Origin of the sequence: Burkholderia sp. MSMB1078WGS, from assembly GCF_001528895.1 — a bacterium.
Taxonomy (GTDB): domain Bacteria; phylum Pseudomonadota; class Gammaproteobacteria; order Burkholderiales; family Burkholderiaceae; genus Burkholderia.
This window is the reverse complement of sequence record NZ_LPDI01000003.1, coordinates 86,028-101,521: the sequence shown is the minus strand read 5'-3', so window position 1 is coordinate 101,521 and position 15,494 is coordinate 86,028. Positions and strand designations below refer to the sequence as shown.

Below are 15,494 nucleotides of genomic sequence, written 5' to 3'. Positions count from 1 at the left end.
GCGGACGCGCATCAGTAGCGGTAGTGGTTCGGCTTGAACGGGCCGTCCTTCTGCACGCCGATGTACGCAGCCTGCTCGTCCGACAGCACCGACAGGTTCGCGCCGATGCGCGCGAGGTGCAGGCGCGCGACCTTTTCATCGAGATGCTTCGGCAGCACGTACACCTTGTTCTCGTATTGATCGCCGCGCGTGAACAGCTCGATCTGCGCGAGCGTCTGGTTCGCGAACGAGTTCGACATCACGAACGACGGGTGGCCGGTCGCGCAGCCGAGGTTCACGAGGCGGCCTTCGGCCAGCAGGATGATCCGCTTGCCGTCCGGGAAGATGATGTGGTCGACCTGCGGCTTGATGTTTTCCCACTGGTACTGGCGCGTCGACGCGACGTCGATTTCCGAGTCGAAGTGGCCGATGTTGCAGACGATCGCGTTGTGACGCATCGCCTTCATGTGATCGTGGTTGATCACGTGGTAGTTGCCGGTCGCCGTCACGAAGATGTCGGCCTTGTCGGCCGCGTATTCCATCGTCACGACGCGGTAGCCTTCCATCGCCGCCTGCAGCGCGCAGATCGGATCGATTTCGGTGACCCACACGGTCGCGCCCAGGCCGCGCAGCGATTGCGCGCAACCCTTGCCCACGTCGCCGTAGCCCGCGACGACCGCGACCTTGCCCGCGATCATCACGTCGGTCGCGCGCTTGATGCCGTCGACGAGCGACTCGCGGCAGCCGTACAGGTTGTCGAACTTCGACTTCGTGACCGAATCGTTCACGTTGAACGCCGGGAACGGCAGGCGGCCGTCCTTTTCCATCTGGTACAGGCGATGCACGCCGGTCGTGGTCTCTTCGGTCACGCCCTTGATGTGCGCGAGGCGCTTCGAGTACCAGTTCGCGTCGACGTCGAGGTGCGCCGCGATCGACTTGTACAGCGCGACTTCTTCCTCGTTGGTCGGCTTCGCGATCACCGAACGGTCCTTCTCGGCCTTCGAGCCGAGGATCAGCAGCAGCGTGGCATCGCCGCCGTCGTCCAGGATCATGTTCGCGAATTCGCCGTTCGGCCATTCGAAGATGCGGTGCGAGAACTCCCAGTATTCGTCGAGCGATTCGCCCTTGAACGCGAACACCGGCGTGCCGGCTTCGACGATCGCGGCAGCAGCGTGGTCCTGCGTCGAGAAGATGTTGCACGATGCCCAGCGCACGTCCGCGCCGAGCGCCTTCAGCGTCTCGATCAGCACGCCCGTCTGGATCGTCATGTGCAGCGAGCCGGCAATGCGCGAGCCCTTCAGCGGCTGCTGCGCCTTGTATTCGTCGCGGATCTGCACGAGGCCCGGCATTTCGGTCTCGGCGATGTTCAGTTCCTTGCGGCCCCAGCCGGCCAGCGCCATGTCGGCGACGACGTAATCGTGGGAAGCCTTGGAATCGATAATGGCGTTCATCACGCCCTCCTTTCTAAAAAGTTTCTAGATTGGTGACGTGAGCGCCGTTCAGGAAGCGGGGCCGGCGCGGAAAAATCGCTGCACGGTGCTTGGTGAAGCCTTCCGAGCCTGGCGGACGCTGGATGGTCCGTCGCAACGCTCCTCGGAAAACGGAGGGGATTGTAGCAAATCGGCGCGCGAAATGCGCAAGCGCCGGGCAACCGCGGCACGGGCGCGCGGCGTCGGCGCGCGCGGCCGCCCCAAAGGGTCAGGATTCGGCGCCGACCCACGCCTGTTCGCGCAGCCGCGCACGCAGGCGCGCGACGGCCTGGCTGTGCAACTGGCACACGCGCGATTCGCTCACCTCGAGCACCGCGCCGATCTCGCGCAGATTCAGACCCCGTTCGTAGTACAGCGACATCAGCAGCTTCTCGCGCTCCGGCAGCCGCTCGATCGCGTCGACCAGCGCCTCGCGCAGGTGCTCGTCGAGCAGCGCCGACAGCGGATCGGCGTGATCGACGCGATAGCGGTCGAGAAACGGCTCGTCGTCGGCCGCGCGGTCGAAATCCTCGTAGTAGATGAGCTGGCTGCCGTGCAGGTCCTGCAGCATCCCCTGGTATTCGTCGAGCGGCATGTTCAGGTGCTGCGCGATCTCGGTCTCGCTCGCCGAGCGGCCGAGGTGCTGCTCGACCTGGTGCACCGCGTGCTCGACCTCGCGCGACGTCTTGCGCAGGCTGCGCGGCAGCCAGTCGTTGCTGCGCAGCTCGTCGAGCATCGCGCCGCGGATGCGCTGCGTCGCGTAGGTTTCGAATTGCGCGCCCTGGTCTTCCTTGTAGCGGCCGGCCGCATCCATCAGGCCGATCATGCCGGCCTGGATCAGGTCGTCGAGATCGACGCTCGCCGGCATCTTCGCGACGAGCTGCAGCCCGAGGCGGCGCACGAGCGGCGCGTATTGCGCGAGCACGTCGGCCTGGGACATCTTTCCTTGAGCGTTGTACATCATGGCTCCCTCCTTCGGGTGGCGCTCACGCGGCGTGTGCCGCGCCCGCCTCGTACGACGGCTTGCCGCCGGCGTGGACCGCGCGGCCCGCGCCCGAACGCGGGCGCATCGGCCAGTACAACAGGTCGGCGGCAATCTGCCGGTAGTCGCGCGCGGCAGCCGACGACGGGAACGCGTCGACCACCGCATGCATCAGTTCGCGGGCGTGCTCGACGAGCGGATCGGCGCTCACGCAGCCGGCGTCGGCGATCGATACGGTCAGGTAGCGGCTCGCGACGCCCGCGAGGTTGTCGAAGGCCGTCTTCGCGTCCGCGTGGCTGCCGACCTGATTCGTCAGCACGCGGAACTGCGCGAACGCGTGCGCGAAATGCAGCCGCTTCATGCACGCGTACGCCTCGGTGATCGCCTGCGCGGCGACCCGCGTGACGACCAGCACGTCGTGTGCTTCGCGCGCGAGCGCCGAGAACGACCCGTCGGCGCCGAGCTGCGCGTCGACGAGGACGATGTCGGCCGGGCCGTCGATGAAGTCGCTCAGTTGCGCGTCGCTGTAGCCGGCGCGCGCGAGCCGCGCGGCGCCGCACAGGCCGAAGCCGGCCGCCACCCGCGTGCGTTCGCCGTCGCGCAGCCACGCGCCGGCGAGCGTCGCGCTGGCCGAATGCACGTCGGCGCGCTCGTCGACGACGAGCACGTCCTTGCCGAGCGACGCGAGCGCCGCCGCGAGGTTCACCACGGTGGACGTGCAGCCGACGCCCGCCGGGCCGCCCGTCACCGCGACGATGCGCGACGCGCGCCCGGCCAGCAGGCGCCGCAGCCCTTCTGCCTGGTCGATGATCCGTTTATCCAAATCGCACCTCGTGCAGCTCGGCGGTGGAACGTGCGGTCAGTGCGGAAAGCAGCGTCGGCATGTCCTCGTCTTGCGGCACGAAGGGCGAGCCGTCGCGCGGCACACAGAACGCGCTCTTCAGCAGGAATCGTGTCGACGCGACGTACAGGTTCTCCGGCACCTTCTGGCCGGTCGACACGTAGTGGACCGGCAGCTTGTAGCGGATCACCGTGTCGAGCACGCCGCCGAGGTGGGTCGCCTCGTCGAGCTTCGTGAGAATGCAGCCGGCCAGGTCAGGCCCGGCCAGGTCGGGGTGCTCGCCCGCGCTGCGGTACGCCTGCACGACTTCGTTCAGCGTGTCGCCGTGGCTCGTCGCGTTCAGCAGCAGCAGGCGCTGCACCGGCGCGTTCGCGCCGTGCAGCATCGCGATCTGATCGGACACCGCGCGGTCGCGCTGGCTCATGCCGATCGTGTCGATCAGCACGATGTGCTTGTTGCGCAACTCGGACAGCGCGAGCGCGAGGTCGCCCGCATCCTTCACCGCGTGAACCGGCACGCCGAGAATCTTGCCGAAGATGCGCAGTTGCTCGTGGCCGCCGATCCGGTAGCTGTCGGTGGTCAGCAGCGCGACCTTGCTCGCGCCGAAGCGCATCACGCAGCGCGCGGCCAGCTTCGCGGTGGTGGTCGTCTTGCCGACGCCCGTCGGCCCCATCAGCGCGAACACGCCGCCGCGCTCCATCAGCGCGTCCTCGCTGTCGAGCACCGGCAGGTTCGACGCGAGCACCGACTGCGCCCATTCGGCGGCCTGCTCGAAAGTCTGCGCGCCGTCGCCGGACGGCAGGTTGTCGACCAGCATCCGCACGAGCTGCGCGGAGAAGCCGGCCGCGAACAGGTGCTTCGTCAGCGCGCCGTGGACGGCGCTGCGACGCTGGCGGTCGTGCCACATCAGGCTGTCGAACTGCTCCGTCATCATCCCGCGCAGCTCGCCGAGCTCCTGCATCACGGTGTCGTTGACGATCCGCTCGATGCGCGACTTCACCGCATCGGCTACCGCGGCGGCCGTGTCCGCGGACAGGCGCGTGCGTTCCGTCGCCTTGGCGGCGTATGCGCCCATGTCGGAGGCGCGCTTCGTGGCGGCCGGCGATCCGGCGGCCGGCGATCCGGCGGCCGGCGCTCCGGCGGCCGGCATCCGGCGTTCCGCGTCGCGCACGATGTCGCGCGCCCAGTCGTGCGGCGTCGCGCCGGCCGCGGCTTGCGGCGCGGGCGCGCCCGCCCGCGGCTCGGCCGGCGCCTGCGCGCGGGCCATCAGCGCGTCGCGCTGCTGCGTCAGGCGCTTCGCGTGCTCGACCAGCCACGGCGCGGGTTCGGAAGTGGCGGCCGGCGCGCCGGCGGCCGGCGTACCGGCGACGGGCGTACCGGCAGCGGGCGTACCGGCAGCGGGCGCACCGGCCGTCGCCGCCGCGATCGAAGACGCTGCCGCCGGCTCGTCGGCATCGATCGACGAAGCGTGCACGTCGGCCTCTTGCGCGTCGGCGCTCGCGCCGAACACGGACGAGAACACGTCCGGCAGCCCGCCTGCGCCTGCCGCATACGGATTGACGGCCGGGCGCGGCGCCATGCCCGGGCGCGATACGATGCCCGGCACGGCGGCGGCCGGCACGGATTCCGGCTGGCGCGACGTCGCGAGACGCGGACGCGCGGCCGGCGGCGCCACCGCGGCGAGATCCGAATCGGCGAGTGCAACGATTTCGACGCTGCCGTCATCGAGCGTGCGGTTCGACAGTACGACCGCGTCGGCGCCGAGCGCCTCGCGCACGAGACGAAGTGCGTCGCGGCTCGTTGCGCCGGTGAATTTGCGAATGTTCAAGCGGAACCCCCGATGACGTTAACGACTTTGATCGTGCGCGTGTCCGGCACTTCGGCATACGACAGCACTTTCAATTGCGGCAGGCTGCGGCGCAGGAAACGCGCGAGCATCGCGCGCAGTGCGTGCTGCACGAGCAGCACGGGCGGCAGCCCGAGATTCTGTTGACGCAGCATCGCCTGCTGCGTGCCGGTCAGTAGGTTGTGCGCGAGGCCGGGTTCGAGGCCCGGGTTCGCGCCGGTGGCGAGCGCCTGCGACAGCACGCGCTCCAGATTCGCGTCGAGGCCCATCACCTGCATTTCGCCGTTGCCCGGATACCACTGCTGCGTGATCGCGCGGCCGAGCGAGAGCCGCACCGCGGCCGTGATCTCGTACGCGTCGCCGCGGCCCGCATGCTCGGACACGGCCTCGAGGATCGTGCGCATGTCGCGGATCGGTACGCCTTCCTCGAGCAGGTTCTGCAGCACCTTCTGCAGCGTGGTGAGCGAGATCGTCTTCGGCACGAGGTCCTCGACGAGCGACGGCGCGTCCTTGCCGGTGCGCTCGACGAGCGCCTGCACTTCCTGGCGGCCGAGCAGCTCGGCCGCATGCTGGACGACGAGATGGTTCAGGTGCGTCGCGACGACCGTGCTCGCGTCGACCACCGTGTAGCCGTACACCTGAGCCTGCTCGCGCAGCGCGACGTCGATCCATACGGCCGGCAGCCCGAACGCGGGATCCTGCGTGACGGCGCCCGGCAACGCGGCCGTCACCTGGCCCGGGTTGATCGCGAGCCACTGGCCCGGGAACACTTCGCCGACGCCGATCTCGACGCCCTTCAGCGCGATCCGGTACGCGTTCGGCCGCAGTTCGAGGTTGTCGCGGATATGGATCACCGGCGGCAGGAAGCCGATTTCCTGCGCGAATTTCTTGCGGATGCTCTTGATGCGCTTGAGCAGCTCGCCGTCGCTGTTCTTGTCGACGAGCGGAATCAGCCGGTAGCCGACTTCGAGACCGAGCGGGTCGATCAGCTGCACGTCGTCCCACGTCGCTTCGTGGCTGTCGGCCGGCAGCACGGCGGGCGGCGCGATGTCGGTCACGTCGCCGGCCGCCTTGCGGGCCGCCGCGCGCCTCGTCTGCGTGCGCGCCAGCCAGATCGCGCCGCCGCCGAGCGCGAGGAACGCGAAGTGCGGCATTCCGGGGATGAGCCCCATCAGCGCGATGATCGCGCCGGTGATGTTCAGCACGCGCGGGTTCGTGAACAACTGGCCGGTGATCTGCGTGCCGATGTCCTCGTCGGTCGCGACGCGCGACACGATCACGCCGGCCGCGGTCGAGATCACGAGCGACGGGATCTGCGCGACGAGGCCGTCGCCGATCGTCAGCAGCGTGTAGTTGGTGCCGGCCGCGGCGAACGACATGTCGTGCTGGACCATCCCGACGATCAGCCCGCCGATCACGTTGATCGCCATGATGATCAGGCCGGCGATCGCGTCGCCGCGCACGAACTTCGACGCGCCGTCCATCGACCCGTAGAACTCGGCTTCCTGCGATACCGCGAGGCGCCGCTTGCGCGCCTGTTCCTCGTTGATGAGGCCCGCGTTCAGGTCGGCGTCGATCGCCATCTGCTTGCCGGGCATCGCGTCGAGCGTGAAACGCGCGGACACTTCGGCGATCCGCCCCGCGCCCTTCGTGATCACCATGAAGTTGATGATCATCAGGATCACGAACACGACGATGCCGACCGCGAAGTTGCCGCCGACGAGGAAGTGGCCGAACGCCTCGATCACCTGGCCGGCCGCGTCCGGCCCGGTGTGCCCTTCGAGCAGCACGACGCGCGTCGACGCGACGTTCAGCGACAGGCGCAGGAGCGTCGAGAACAGCAGCACGCTCGGGAACGCCGCGAAGTCGAGCGGCTTCATCGTGTACATGCTGACGAGCAGCACCATCACGGACAGCGCGATGTTGAACGTGAACAGCAGATCCAGCAGCAGCGGCGGCAGCGGCAGGATCATCATCCCCAGGATCATGCAGATGAGGATCGGGCCCGCGAGCGCGCGCAGGTTCGTGCCCGCGAACGGGTTCGCGCGCTTCGCGAACAGGCCGGTGGTCGGGGTGCTCATGCTGCGCTCCCTTGCTTGCCGAGCGTGTCTTCGGCTTCTTCGCGCTCGTCGTCGGCGGACACCGACGCGCCCTTGTCGAGTTCGGCCGGCACGTCGAGATCGACCGGCACCGCCGGGAACGCGCCGCCTTCCGAACGGAAGCGCTTGAGCTGGTACACCCACGCGAGCACTTCGGCGACCGCCGAGTACAGCGAACCGGGGATCTCGCGCTCGAGTTCGACGTTGTGATACAGCGCACGCGCGAGCGGCGGCGCTTCGAGCAGCGGCACGTTGTGTTCGGCCGCGAGCTCGCGGATGCGCGCGGCGACGAGGTTCACGCCCTTCGCGACGACCTTCGGCGCGCGCATCTCGCCGTCCGTGTATTGCAGCGCGACCGCGAAGTGCGTCGGGTTCGTGACCACCACGTCGGCCTTCGGCACGGCCGCCATCATCCGGCGGCGCGCGATTGCGCGCTGCTGCTGGCGGATTCGCCCCTTCACGTGCGGATCGCCTTCGTTCTCGCGATGCTCGCGCTTCACTTCTTCCTTCGTCATGCGCAACTTCTTGTTGTACTGCCAGAGTTGGTAAGGCACGTCGAGCCCGGCAACCACCAGCATCCCGGCGACCGTCGTGCCGCAGCACACGGCGACCAGATGCAGCGCATCGGGCAGCGCGGCGCCGAGCGGCTGCGTCGCGAGACCGAGCAGTTCGTCCTTGCTGCGCCAGATCGCGATGCCGCCGATCCCGCCGACGACGAGCGTCTTCGCGACCGACATCCCGAGCTGGATCGGCCCCTGGATCGAGAAGATCCGGCCGAGGCCCGAGATCGGGTTCAGGCGGTCGAACTTCAGCTCGAACGTCTTTGGCGAAATCAGCCAGCCGCCGAGCACCATCGGCGCGAGCAGCGCGGCGACGCCGGTGAGCGCGAGCAGCGGCAGCAGCGCGGCGAAGCCTTCGAGGCTCGCGCTGCCGGCCGCCGACAGCATCCGGTTGGTGTCGAACGCGGTCGCGCGATCGAACGTGAACGCGCCGCGCAGCATCGCCTGCAGGTGCCCGCCCGACGGACCCGCGAGCAGCCATGCGCCGTAGAATCCCGCCGCGAGCAGCGCGAACGAAGCCAGTTCGCGCGAACGCGCGACCTGCCCCTCCTCGCGCGCCTTCTCGCGGCGCCTGGGAGTGGCGGCTTCGGTCTTGTCGAGATCGCTCTCGTCTGCCACGGGGCCTCCGGTCGGGTACGGCGGAATGCCGCTTTCCAGTGACACCGATTATTCATGGAGGCGTCAAACGCCGATCGGTCGAGCAAAGCCGGGAAAGGGGGGTATTTCGGGCAATCGGGCGAGCCGCCGCAAACGCTGTCGGATCGGGGCGGAACGATGCGACGCGGGGCGGAAAACGGTCCGGTCGGTGCATGGGCGAAGCGGCGGTCGCAACCGGGACGGCCGCGGCGTAATGCGAGGGGGAACGGTGAAACGACGGGGGAAAGATCGGGGGAAACGGGGCCAGACGCAAGGGAGTCGGGAGTCGGGAGTCGGGCGTCGAGCTTCGGGCTTCGGGCTTCGGGACAGGCCGGCGGCCGCCGGCCCGAACGACCTGAGCGGCCTAAGCGGATTCGCCTGCCGCCACCCGCTGCAGCGCGCCGAGATCGAGCTTCTTCATCGTCATCACCTGCGCCATCACGCGCTCGGCGCGGGCCGGGTCGCCCGTCATCAGTTCGGCCATCTGCACGGGCACGACCTGCCACGACACGCCGAAGCGGTCGCGCAGCCAGCCGCATTGCTGCGCGCGCTCGTCGCCGCCTTCGGACAGGCGCGCCCAGTAATGGTCGATCTCGTCCTGGTCGCGGCAGTTGACGACGAACGACACGGCCGGCGTCATCTGGAACGCGGGGCCGCCGTTCAACGCGACGAACGCCTGCCCGTCGAGCTCGAACGCAACGGTCATCACCGCGCCCTCGGCGTTGCCGGACGCGTGCGCGCCGGCCTTGCCGTAGCGCGCGACGTGCACGATACGCGCGTTGTCGAACACCGATACGTAGAAATCGGCCGCCGCCTCGGCGTCGCGGTCGAACCACAGGAACGGCGTGATGCGCTGGATACGCGGGTTCATGGCGTTGTCTCCTCGATGTCGTGCCGGCACCGGTGCCGGTCTTACATCGTAGGCGCTATGCCGGCGTCTGGCAGCGATCCGGTCCGTAGCGCACGCCCGGCGCATCGGAATAAAAAGGGGGCGATCGCTCGCCCCCTCGTTGCTGCGTCCGGCCGTGCCGCGTCAGAACGCGACGAACGGCTGCGCGCCGCCGCTCGCGGTCTTGTCCATCCCGAAGTAGATCGTCTTGCCGTAGAAGTGCGGCATGCCGATGTCGAGCCAGCTGGACGAGCCGAACGGGCCCGCGATGTCGTTGAACGCGAACGTCGACGGGTTCGCGAACAGCGCATCCGCGTTCGCGACCGTCATCGACACGGTGCCCGACGCGCCGTTCTGGCCGCTCAGCGTGGCCGAGTAGGGCGTCGTGGCCGACGGGCAGTAGAACTGCGTATTCCTCGAACAGACCGTCTGCGAATCGTTGAAGAAATACGCGTTCGAGCCCGTATCGAAGAACGCGGTCACGTTGCGCCCCTGGAACGTCGCGCTGACGTCGCCGGTCGTGGTCGACGTCATCACCGTCTTGCCGCTCAGGCTCGGCAGGCCGAACGTCAGCGTGCCGGTTGCGCTCGCCTGCCCGCTGGACGAGATGTCGGGCATCTGCACGCTCACGCCGTCGTTGTTCGCGAACCGATGCACCGGGTTGGCCACCTGCTGCGCGAGCGGCACGAGCGCGACCGTGCAGCTCGCGTTGTCGCCGTTCGGGCACGCGTAGTAGTTGTTGCTCGTCGACGTCGACGTCGCGCAGGTCGTGCCGCAGTCGTACGGCGCCGGCCCGATGCCGAGGATCCCGTTCGCGCCGAGCGCGCCGGTCGAGTTGGCCGACGCGCCGCCGTTCGTGCACGAGCTCGGCACGTTCGTCGTGCCGAGGTCGCCGATGATCTGCACGGGCAGCGAGCTCGCCTGCTCGGCGCCGATCGACAGGTCGACGGTGCGCACCGACCCCCACGTGTAGCTCGACACGAACTTGCCGCATTCGGCGACCGGCGCGCCGCCGCTCGTCACCTGCGGCAGGCTGTCGTGCACGCCCGCCACCGCGCTGCCGACGAGCCGCAGCCCGTAGGACGCGGTATCGACGAGCACGTTGTTGACGATCTGGCAGTTCGACGTGCCCGGCACGCAGACCTTCACGCTGATGGTCGGGATGTTGATCACGTTCGCGGCGCCCGCGCCGACCGTGATGACGGCCGTGTTGCCGCTGTTGCCGTCGGATCCGCCCGAGCCGTTGCCGCCCGTGTTGCCGTTGTTGGCCGAACCGCCACCGCCGCCGTCGCCGCCGCCGCATGCCGTCACGAGCACGGCCGTTGCGGCCAGGAGGCCCAGCACGCCGAGCCAGCGCTTGAATGTACGAGGAATGCTCAAGATCGCTCTCCCGCTGTCACTGGATATCGGTGCCGGCCACGCCGGCCGGCAGCGCCGACGGCAGCCATGCCTGGCCGGAGAAGGCGCCCATGTGGCCGCCCGTCCGGATCACGAGGCCGCTCGTCTCGACGGCCACCGGTGCGCGCCAGCCGCGCGCCCGGTGCGCCGCCTGGACGCCGGCGGTGTACTGCGGGAAATAGCTGCCGAGCAGCGACGCGAGATCCGGCATCGTCGGCCCACGCCACGCGAGGCCGAACACGCTGCCGGCGGCCGACGTGTATTCGTGGATGACGGTGCCCGATCCGAGCGTGATCTCGCGGACGGTATAGGCGGCCGTGCTCGTCTGCACGCCGTCCGCCGAGCGCATCGCGCGCTGCAGCGCACGCACGGTGGCGGCCTGATCGTCCGCCGGCGGCGACATCGGCGCGCCGCCCAGTTCCGCGTGTGCGTGGACGGCCCACAGCACACCCATTGCAGCCGTCGCATGCGCGACGGTCCAGCCCAAGCGTTTCAGCTTCACGTTCCCCCCCACGGGACTGGCTTCGTTGCCGACGGCGCCGCCATCGGCCCACGCCGCCTGCCAACTTATCAATCTTACGGATGACGCTACGTTGCTGCTGACGCGTAGTATGCCTGCGGAGTGTAGCGAAGTGTCAATTCGACGCAGGATCGCGCCGCGCCGCGCAGGGGCGGCGCGCACGGGAAAACGAGGCGGGGACGGGGAATGCGCGCATCGGACGGCCCGCGGAACGGGGTGCGCGGATGCGCCGCGGCAGGATCAGAAGCCGAGGCTCGCGAGCAAGTCGTCGACCTGCCCCTGATCCTGGACGACGTCGGATTTGCCTTCCGGCGCGATCTGCGGGCCGTTCAGCAGCGATTCGGGGCTGCCGGTCGCGCTCATTTGCTCGGCCGCGAGTGCGGCCGCGGTGGCGGCGAACTGCTCGCGCCGCTCCGGCGCGATGTTCTCGACGAGCACGGTGAGGAGCTGCTGCTCGATCAGGTAGACCATGTCCATGATCTTCTTGATCACCTGCCCGGTCAGATCCTGGAAATCCTGCGCGAGCATGATCTCGAGGAGTTGCGCGCGGGTCGCCGACGTCGACTCGGGCAACGTGCGCAGGAACGCGCGCGTATCGTCCATCAGCTCGCGCACTTCCGCGTGCTCGATCGGTGCGGCGTACCACTGCGCCCAGCGTGCGTCAAGCGCCTCGGCCTCGTTCTGGATGCGCTCCTGCATCGGCTTCGCGACCTCGATCGCATTCAGCACGCGCACCGCGGCCTGCTCGGTCATCGTCGCGACGTAGCGCAGCCGATCGCGCGCATCGGGCACGGCCTCCGCCGCACGCTCGACGTGCTTGTCGAGCCCGAGCTCGCGCATCGAATCGCGCAGCGTGCGCGTGACGTGGCCGATGCGCGCGAGAATGCGGTCGCTCGGGAAGTCGGCGCCTTCTGGATGGCTGTCGGCGCTGAACCCCGCGCCGGCGAGCGCCGCATGGATCGGCTCGTTCACGTCAGCTCCCGGCTTTCGCCATCTTGTCGATGATCTTGTTCAGCTTCTCGTCGAGCGTCGCGGCCGTGAACGGTTTCACGACGTAGCCGCTCGCGCCGGCCTGCGCGGCCGCGATGATGTTCTCCTTCTTCGACTCGGCCGTGACCATCAGCACCGGCAGGTGCGTGAGCGTCGCGTCGGCGCGGATTTCCTTCAGCATCGCGAGGCCGTCGAGGTTCGGCATGTTCCAGTCGGAGATCACGAAGTCGAACCCGCCGCCGCGCAGCCGCGCGAGGCCGGCCGCGCCGTCCTCGGCTTCGTCGACGTTCGTGTAGCCCAGTTCCTTGAGCAGGTTGCGGACGATCCGGCGCATCGTCGGGAAATCGTCCACCACCAGGATTTTCATGCTCTTGTCCATCGTCGTTCCTTTCCAGATTCGTTTCCGTCGGGACGCGTATCGTGGCACGCGCCCCGTGACATTCCCTTCACACGCGCTGCACGCGGTCGCCCATCGTCGCCAGGCGCGCCATCACGCGGCGGCTCATGTCGGCGAGCGGCGCGATCTCGTCCGCGCCGCCGAGCGCGATCGCCTCGCGCGGCATCCCGAACACGATGCAGCTCGCTTCGTCCTGCGCGAACGTGTGAGCGCCCGCGCGTTTCATTTCCAGCAGACCGGCCGCGCCGTCGCGGCCCATCCCGGTGAGGATCACGCCGATCGCGTTCTTGCCCGCGTGCGTCGCCGCCGAGCGGAACAGCACGTCGACCGACGGGCGGTGCCGGTTCACCGGCGGCTCGTCCGACAGTTGCGCAATATAGTTCGCGCCGCTTCTCGCGAGCAACAGGTGCGCGTGGCCCGGCGCGATGTACGCATGGCCCGGCAGCACGCGCTCGCCGTGCTCGGCTTCCTTCACCGCGATCCGGCACAGGCCGTTCAGCCGCTGCGCGAACGACTTCGTGAAGCCCGGCGGCATGTGCTGCGCGATCAGCACGGCCGGCGCATCGGGCGGCAGCGGCGTCAGCACTTCGCGGATCGCCTCGGTGCCGCCCGTCGACGCGCCGATGATGATCAGCTTCTCGGTACTGACGAGCGGGTTGTTGATCATCGGCGCAGCCGCGGCACTGTCCGCCGTGCGGGCGGCGGCCTGCGGCTGCGGCGCCTGGCGCACGCGCGCGCGCGACGCCGCGCGGATTTTGTCGGCGAGCTTTTCCGCGTAGTCGAGCATCCCGTCGCGAATCCCGACGCGCGGCTTCGTGACGAAATCCACCGCGCCGAGTTCGAGCGCACGCAGCGTGATTTCCGAGCCGCGCTCGGTCAGCGACGACACCATCACGACCGGCATCGGCCGCAGGCGCATCAGTTTCTCGAGGAAGTCGAGCCCGTCCATGCGCGGCATTTCGACGTCGAGCGTGAGCACGTCGGGGTTGTGCTGCTTGATGAGCTCGCGCGCGACGAGCGGGTCGGGCGCGGTCGCGCACACCGTCATGTCGGGCTGGCTGTTGATGATCTCGGTCATCAGGCTGCGGATCAGCGCCGAATCGTCGACGCACAACACTTTGATCTTCTGCACTGCGGTCATGCCTCCTGCTTTCTTGATAGGGTCGCCGCGTACGGGGCGCCCGGGCTCCCGGCATGCGGGTTCGCCGTCCGCGCGCCGCCGCCACTGCCGGCCGGTGCGGCGCCGCGCGCGCCGAACAGCTCGATGCGCGGGCGCGCCGGTTGCGGCGCCGCCGGCCGCTTCGCGGCGAACAGCTCGACGTGCGCGCGCGGGCGCGCGGCGCGGGCGCGATCGGCCTCGCGCGCGAGCGCGGCTTCGCGCTCGGTCACGCCCGGCACCTGCAGCCGCAGCTTCTTCACCATCGCGCGCCCGCTGTGCGGCATGAACGCGACCTTGCGCGGATGCACGCCCTGCAGGTCTTCCGCGGTAATGCGGATGCGCTCGAGCGCGAGATAGCGGCGCACGAAATCCGCGTTGCGATCGCCGATGTTGATCGTCGTCATCCCGGCCAGCACGGCCGCGCCGCCGAACACCTTCGCCTCGATGCGCTCGCGGCGCCCGCCGGCCTTGATCAGCTCGTTGATCAGCACTTCCATCGCATACGCGCCGTAGCGCATCGATTCCGACGCGGCCGCGCCCGGATCGGCGCCGTCGTCCGGCAGCATGAAGTGGTTCATCCCGCCGATGCCCGCGTACGGGTCGTGCAGGCACGCGGCGACGCACGAGCCGAGCACGGTCATCAGCACCATGTCCTCGGCCGTCGTGTAGAACTCGTTCGGCAACAGCTTCACGCCGGGGCGCTCGAAGTGGTTGTCGAAGTAGCGATTGGTCGCGATCGGCAGTGCGCTCATCCGCGCTCTCCATAGGCGAGCGCACCGCCCGCGGCCCGCGCGCGCGACGGCATCGCGCTCGCCTGCGCGCCGCGCGGCCGTGCGCTCTGCGCGGCGTCGCGCGTCAGTTCGTACACCGTCTGCCCGCGCAGCCGGAACGCCTGCGTCACATACGTGAAGTTCTCCGAATGGCCGGCGAACAGCAGCCCGCCCGGCTTCACGAGCGGCTCGAAGCGCGACAGCACCTGCCCCTGCGTCGGCTTGTCGAAATAGATCATCACGTTGCGGCAGAAGATCGCGTCGAACGGCTTCGCGATCCCGTAATCCGCATCGGTCAGGTTCAACTGTTCGAAGCGGATCATCGCGCGCAGCTCGGGGCGCACCTTCACGCGGCCGGCCTGCGCGCCCGTGCCCTTCAGGAAGAAGCGCTTCAGCCGCTCCGGCGACAGGTGCTTGACCTGGTCGTACGTGTAGATGCCGGCTTCGGCCTTCGCGAGCACCTGCGTGTCGAGATCGGTCGCGAGGATCGACGCGCTGCGCGCAGCCGTTTCGCCGAGCGCCTCGATCAGCGTGATCGCGATCGAGTACGGCTCCTCGCCGGTCGACGCCGCCGAGCACCAGACCGATACCGGCGCCGGCCGCGATTTCACGAACTCGGACAGGATCGGGAAATGGTGCGACTCGCGGAAAAACGCGGTCAGGTTGGTCGTCAGCGCGTTGGTGAACGCTTCCCACTCGAGCGGATCGTCTTCCTGCTCGAGCAGGTCGAGGTAGTCGCGAAACGTGTCGAGGCCGCGCGCCCGCAGCCGTCGCGCGAGACGGCTGTAGGCCATGTCGCGCTTGTGCTCGGACAGCGAGATGCCCGCGCGTTGGTGGATCAGCGCGCGGATGCGGGCGAAATCCGCGCCGGTGAACGCGAAGTCGCGCCCCGGCTCGCCCGCGCGAGGCGAGGCATCCGGTGCATCGGGTCGAAACGGCGCGCGCGCGTGCGACATGGT

The 15,494-nt window shown here is 69.0% G+C and carries 14 protein-coding genes and 1 riboswitch; all 14 genes read right to left on the bottom strand.

The genetic code is table 11. From position 1 onward, the window contains the following. Window positions 1-11 precede the first annotated feature (11 nt). The 14 genes from ahcY to WT24_RS00795 all read right to left on the bottom strand — a co-directional run bounded on the left by ahcY (window position 12) and on the right by WT24_RS00795 (window position 15,491). Window positions 12-1,430 (bottom strand): adenosylhomocysteinase, encoded by a 1,419-nt coding sequence (gene ahcY, locus WT24_RS00860; protein WP_060030490.1) that lies wholly within the window; start codon window positions 1,428-1,430, stop codon window positions 12-14. Between the two features lie 32 nt (window positions 1,431-1,462). Continuing rightward, a riboswitch (S-adenosyl-L-homocysteine riboswitch) is annotated at window positions 1,463-1,580 on the bottom strand. A 97-nt stretch (window positions 1,581-1,677) separates the two neighbouring features. Continuing rightward, a complete protein-coding gene (locus WT24_RS00855; RefSeq protein ID WP_059503301.1) occupies window positions 1,678-2,412 on the bottom strand; it encodes an RNA polymerase sigma factor FliA in 735 nt (244 codons plus the stop codon). A 22-nt stretch (window positions 2,413-2,434) separates the two neighbouring features. Next, window positions 2,435-3,253 carry a flagellar biosynthesis protein FlhG gene (locus tag WT24_RS00850; protein ID WP_027806797.1) on the bottom strand — a complete coding sequence of 273 codons (819 nt, stop codon included), beginning with the start codon at window positions 3,251-3,253 and terminating at the stop codon, window positions 2,435-2,437. Next, the gene (gene flhF / locus WT24_RS00845; protein ID WP_060030487.1) at window positions 3,246-5,099 is read right to left on the bottom strand and encodes a flagellar biosynthesis protein FlhF; all 1,854 of its coding nucleotides are present in this window, start codon (window positions 5,097-5,099) and stop codon (window positions 3,246-3,248) included. Before flhF ends, WT24_RS00850 begins: the two co-directional genes overlap by 8 nt. Next, entirely contained in the window at window positions 5,096-7,198 is a 2,103-nt protein-coding gene (gene flhA, locus WT24_RS00840; RefSeq protein ID WP_059503297.1) for a flagellar biosynthesis protein FlhA, read from the bottom strand. Before flhA ends, flhF begins: the two co-directional genes overlap by 4 nt. After that, window positions 7,195-8,394: a flagellar biosynthesis protein FlhB gene (flhB, locus tag WT24_RS00835; RefSeq protein ID WP_060030483.1), complete on the bottom strand. Its 1,200-nt coding sequence runs from the start codon at window positions 8,392-8,394 to the stop codon at window positions 7,195-7,197. The genes flhA and flhB overlap by 4 nt, the downstream gene beginning before the upstream one ends. A gap of 382 nt (window positions 8,395-8,776) precedes the next feature. Further along, window positions 8,777-9,283, bottom strand: coding sequence for a VOC family protein (locus tag WT24_RS00830; protein ID WP_060030480.1), 507 nt, complete (start codon window positions 9,281-9,283; stop codon window positions 8,777-8,779). 162 nt (window positions 9,284-9,445) lie between these two features. Then, entirely contained in the window at window positions 9,446-10,681 is a 1,236-nt protein-coding gene (locus WT24_RS00825) for a DUF3443 family protein (protein WP_059503291.1), read from the bottom strand. Window positions 10,682-10,697: 16 nt separating this feature from the next. Then, a complete protein-coding gene (locus tag WT24_RS00820; RefSeq protein ID WP_059503289.1) occupies window positions 10,698-11,201 on the bottom strand; it encodes a DUF2844 domain-containing protein in 504 nt (167 codons plus the stop codon). 258 nt (window positions 11,202-11,459) lie between these two features. Then, complete coding sequence (cheZ, locus tag WT24_RS00815) at window positions 11,460-12,191, bottom strand: protein phosphatase CheZ (RefSeq protein WP_059503287.1); 732 nt, start codon at window positions 12,189-12,191, stop codon at window positions 11,460-11,462. Window position 12,192: 1 nt separating this feature from the next. Further along, entirely contained in the window at window positions 12,193-12,588 is a 396-nt protein-coding gene (gene cheY / locus WT24_RS00810) for a chemotaxis response regulator CheY (RefSeq protein ID WP_006754880.1), read from the bottom strand. Window positions 12,589-12,655: 67 nt separating this feature from the next. Beyond that, the gene (locus WT24_RS00805) at window positions 12,656-13,747 is read right to left on the bottom strand and encodes a chemotaxis response regulator protein-glutamate methylesterase (RefSeq protein ID WP_059503284.1); all 1,092 of its coding nucleotides are present in this window, start codon (window positions 13,745-13,747) and stop codon (window positions 12,656-12,658) included. Further along, window positions 13,744-14,517, bottom strand: coding sequence for a chemoreceptor glutamine deamidase CheD (cheD, locus tag WT24_RS00800; RefSeq protein WP_060030477.1), 774 nt, complete (start codon window positions 14,515-14,517; stop codon window positions 13,744-13,746). Before cheD ends, WT24_RS00805 begins: the two co-directional genes overlap by 4 nt. Beyond that, a complete protein-coding gene (locus WT24_RS00795; RefSeq protein ID WP_060030474.1) occupies window positions 14,514-15,491 on the bottom strand; it encodes a CheR family methyltransferase in 978 nt (325 codons plus the stop codon). Before WT24_RS00795 ends, cheD begins: the two co-directional genes overlap by 4 nt. Between the last annotated feature and the right edge of the window lie 3 nt (window positions 15,492-15,494).

Coding starts and splice junctions, on each gene's coding strand:
- ahcY (WP_060030490.1), bottom strand. CDS start 1,430: ATGAACGCCATTATCGATTCCAAGGCTTCCCACGATTACGTCGTCGCC.
- WT24_RS00855 (WP_059503301.1), bottom strand. CDS start 2,412: ATGATGTACAACGCTCAAGGAAAGATGTCCCAGGCCGACGTGCTCGCG.
- flhA (WP_059503297.1), bottom strand. CDS start 7,198: ATGAGCACCCCGACCACCGGCCTGTTCGCGAAGCGCGCGAACCCGTTC.
- WT24_RS00830 (WP_060030480.1), bottom strand. CDS start 9,283: ATGAACCCGCGTATCCAGCGCATCACGCCGTTCCTGTGGTTCGACCGC.
- cheY (WP_006754880.1), bottom strand. CDS start 12,588: ATGGACAAGAGCATGAAAATCCTGGTGGTGGACGATTTCCCGACGATG.
- WT24_RS00805 (WP_059503284.1), bottom strand. CDS start 13,747: ATGACCGCAGTGCAGAAGATCAAAGTGTTGTGCGTCGACGATTCGGCG.
- cheD (WP_060030477.1), bottom strand. CDS start 14,517: ATGAGCGCACTGCCGATCGCGACCAATCGCTACTTCGACAACCACTTC.
- WT24_RS00795 (WP_060030474.1), bottom strand. CDS start 15,491: ATGTCGCACGCGCGCGCGCCGTTTCGACCCGATGCACCGGATGCCTCG.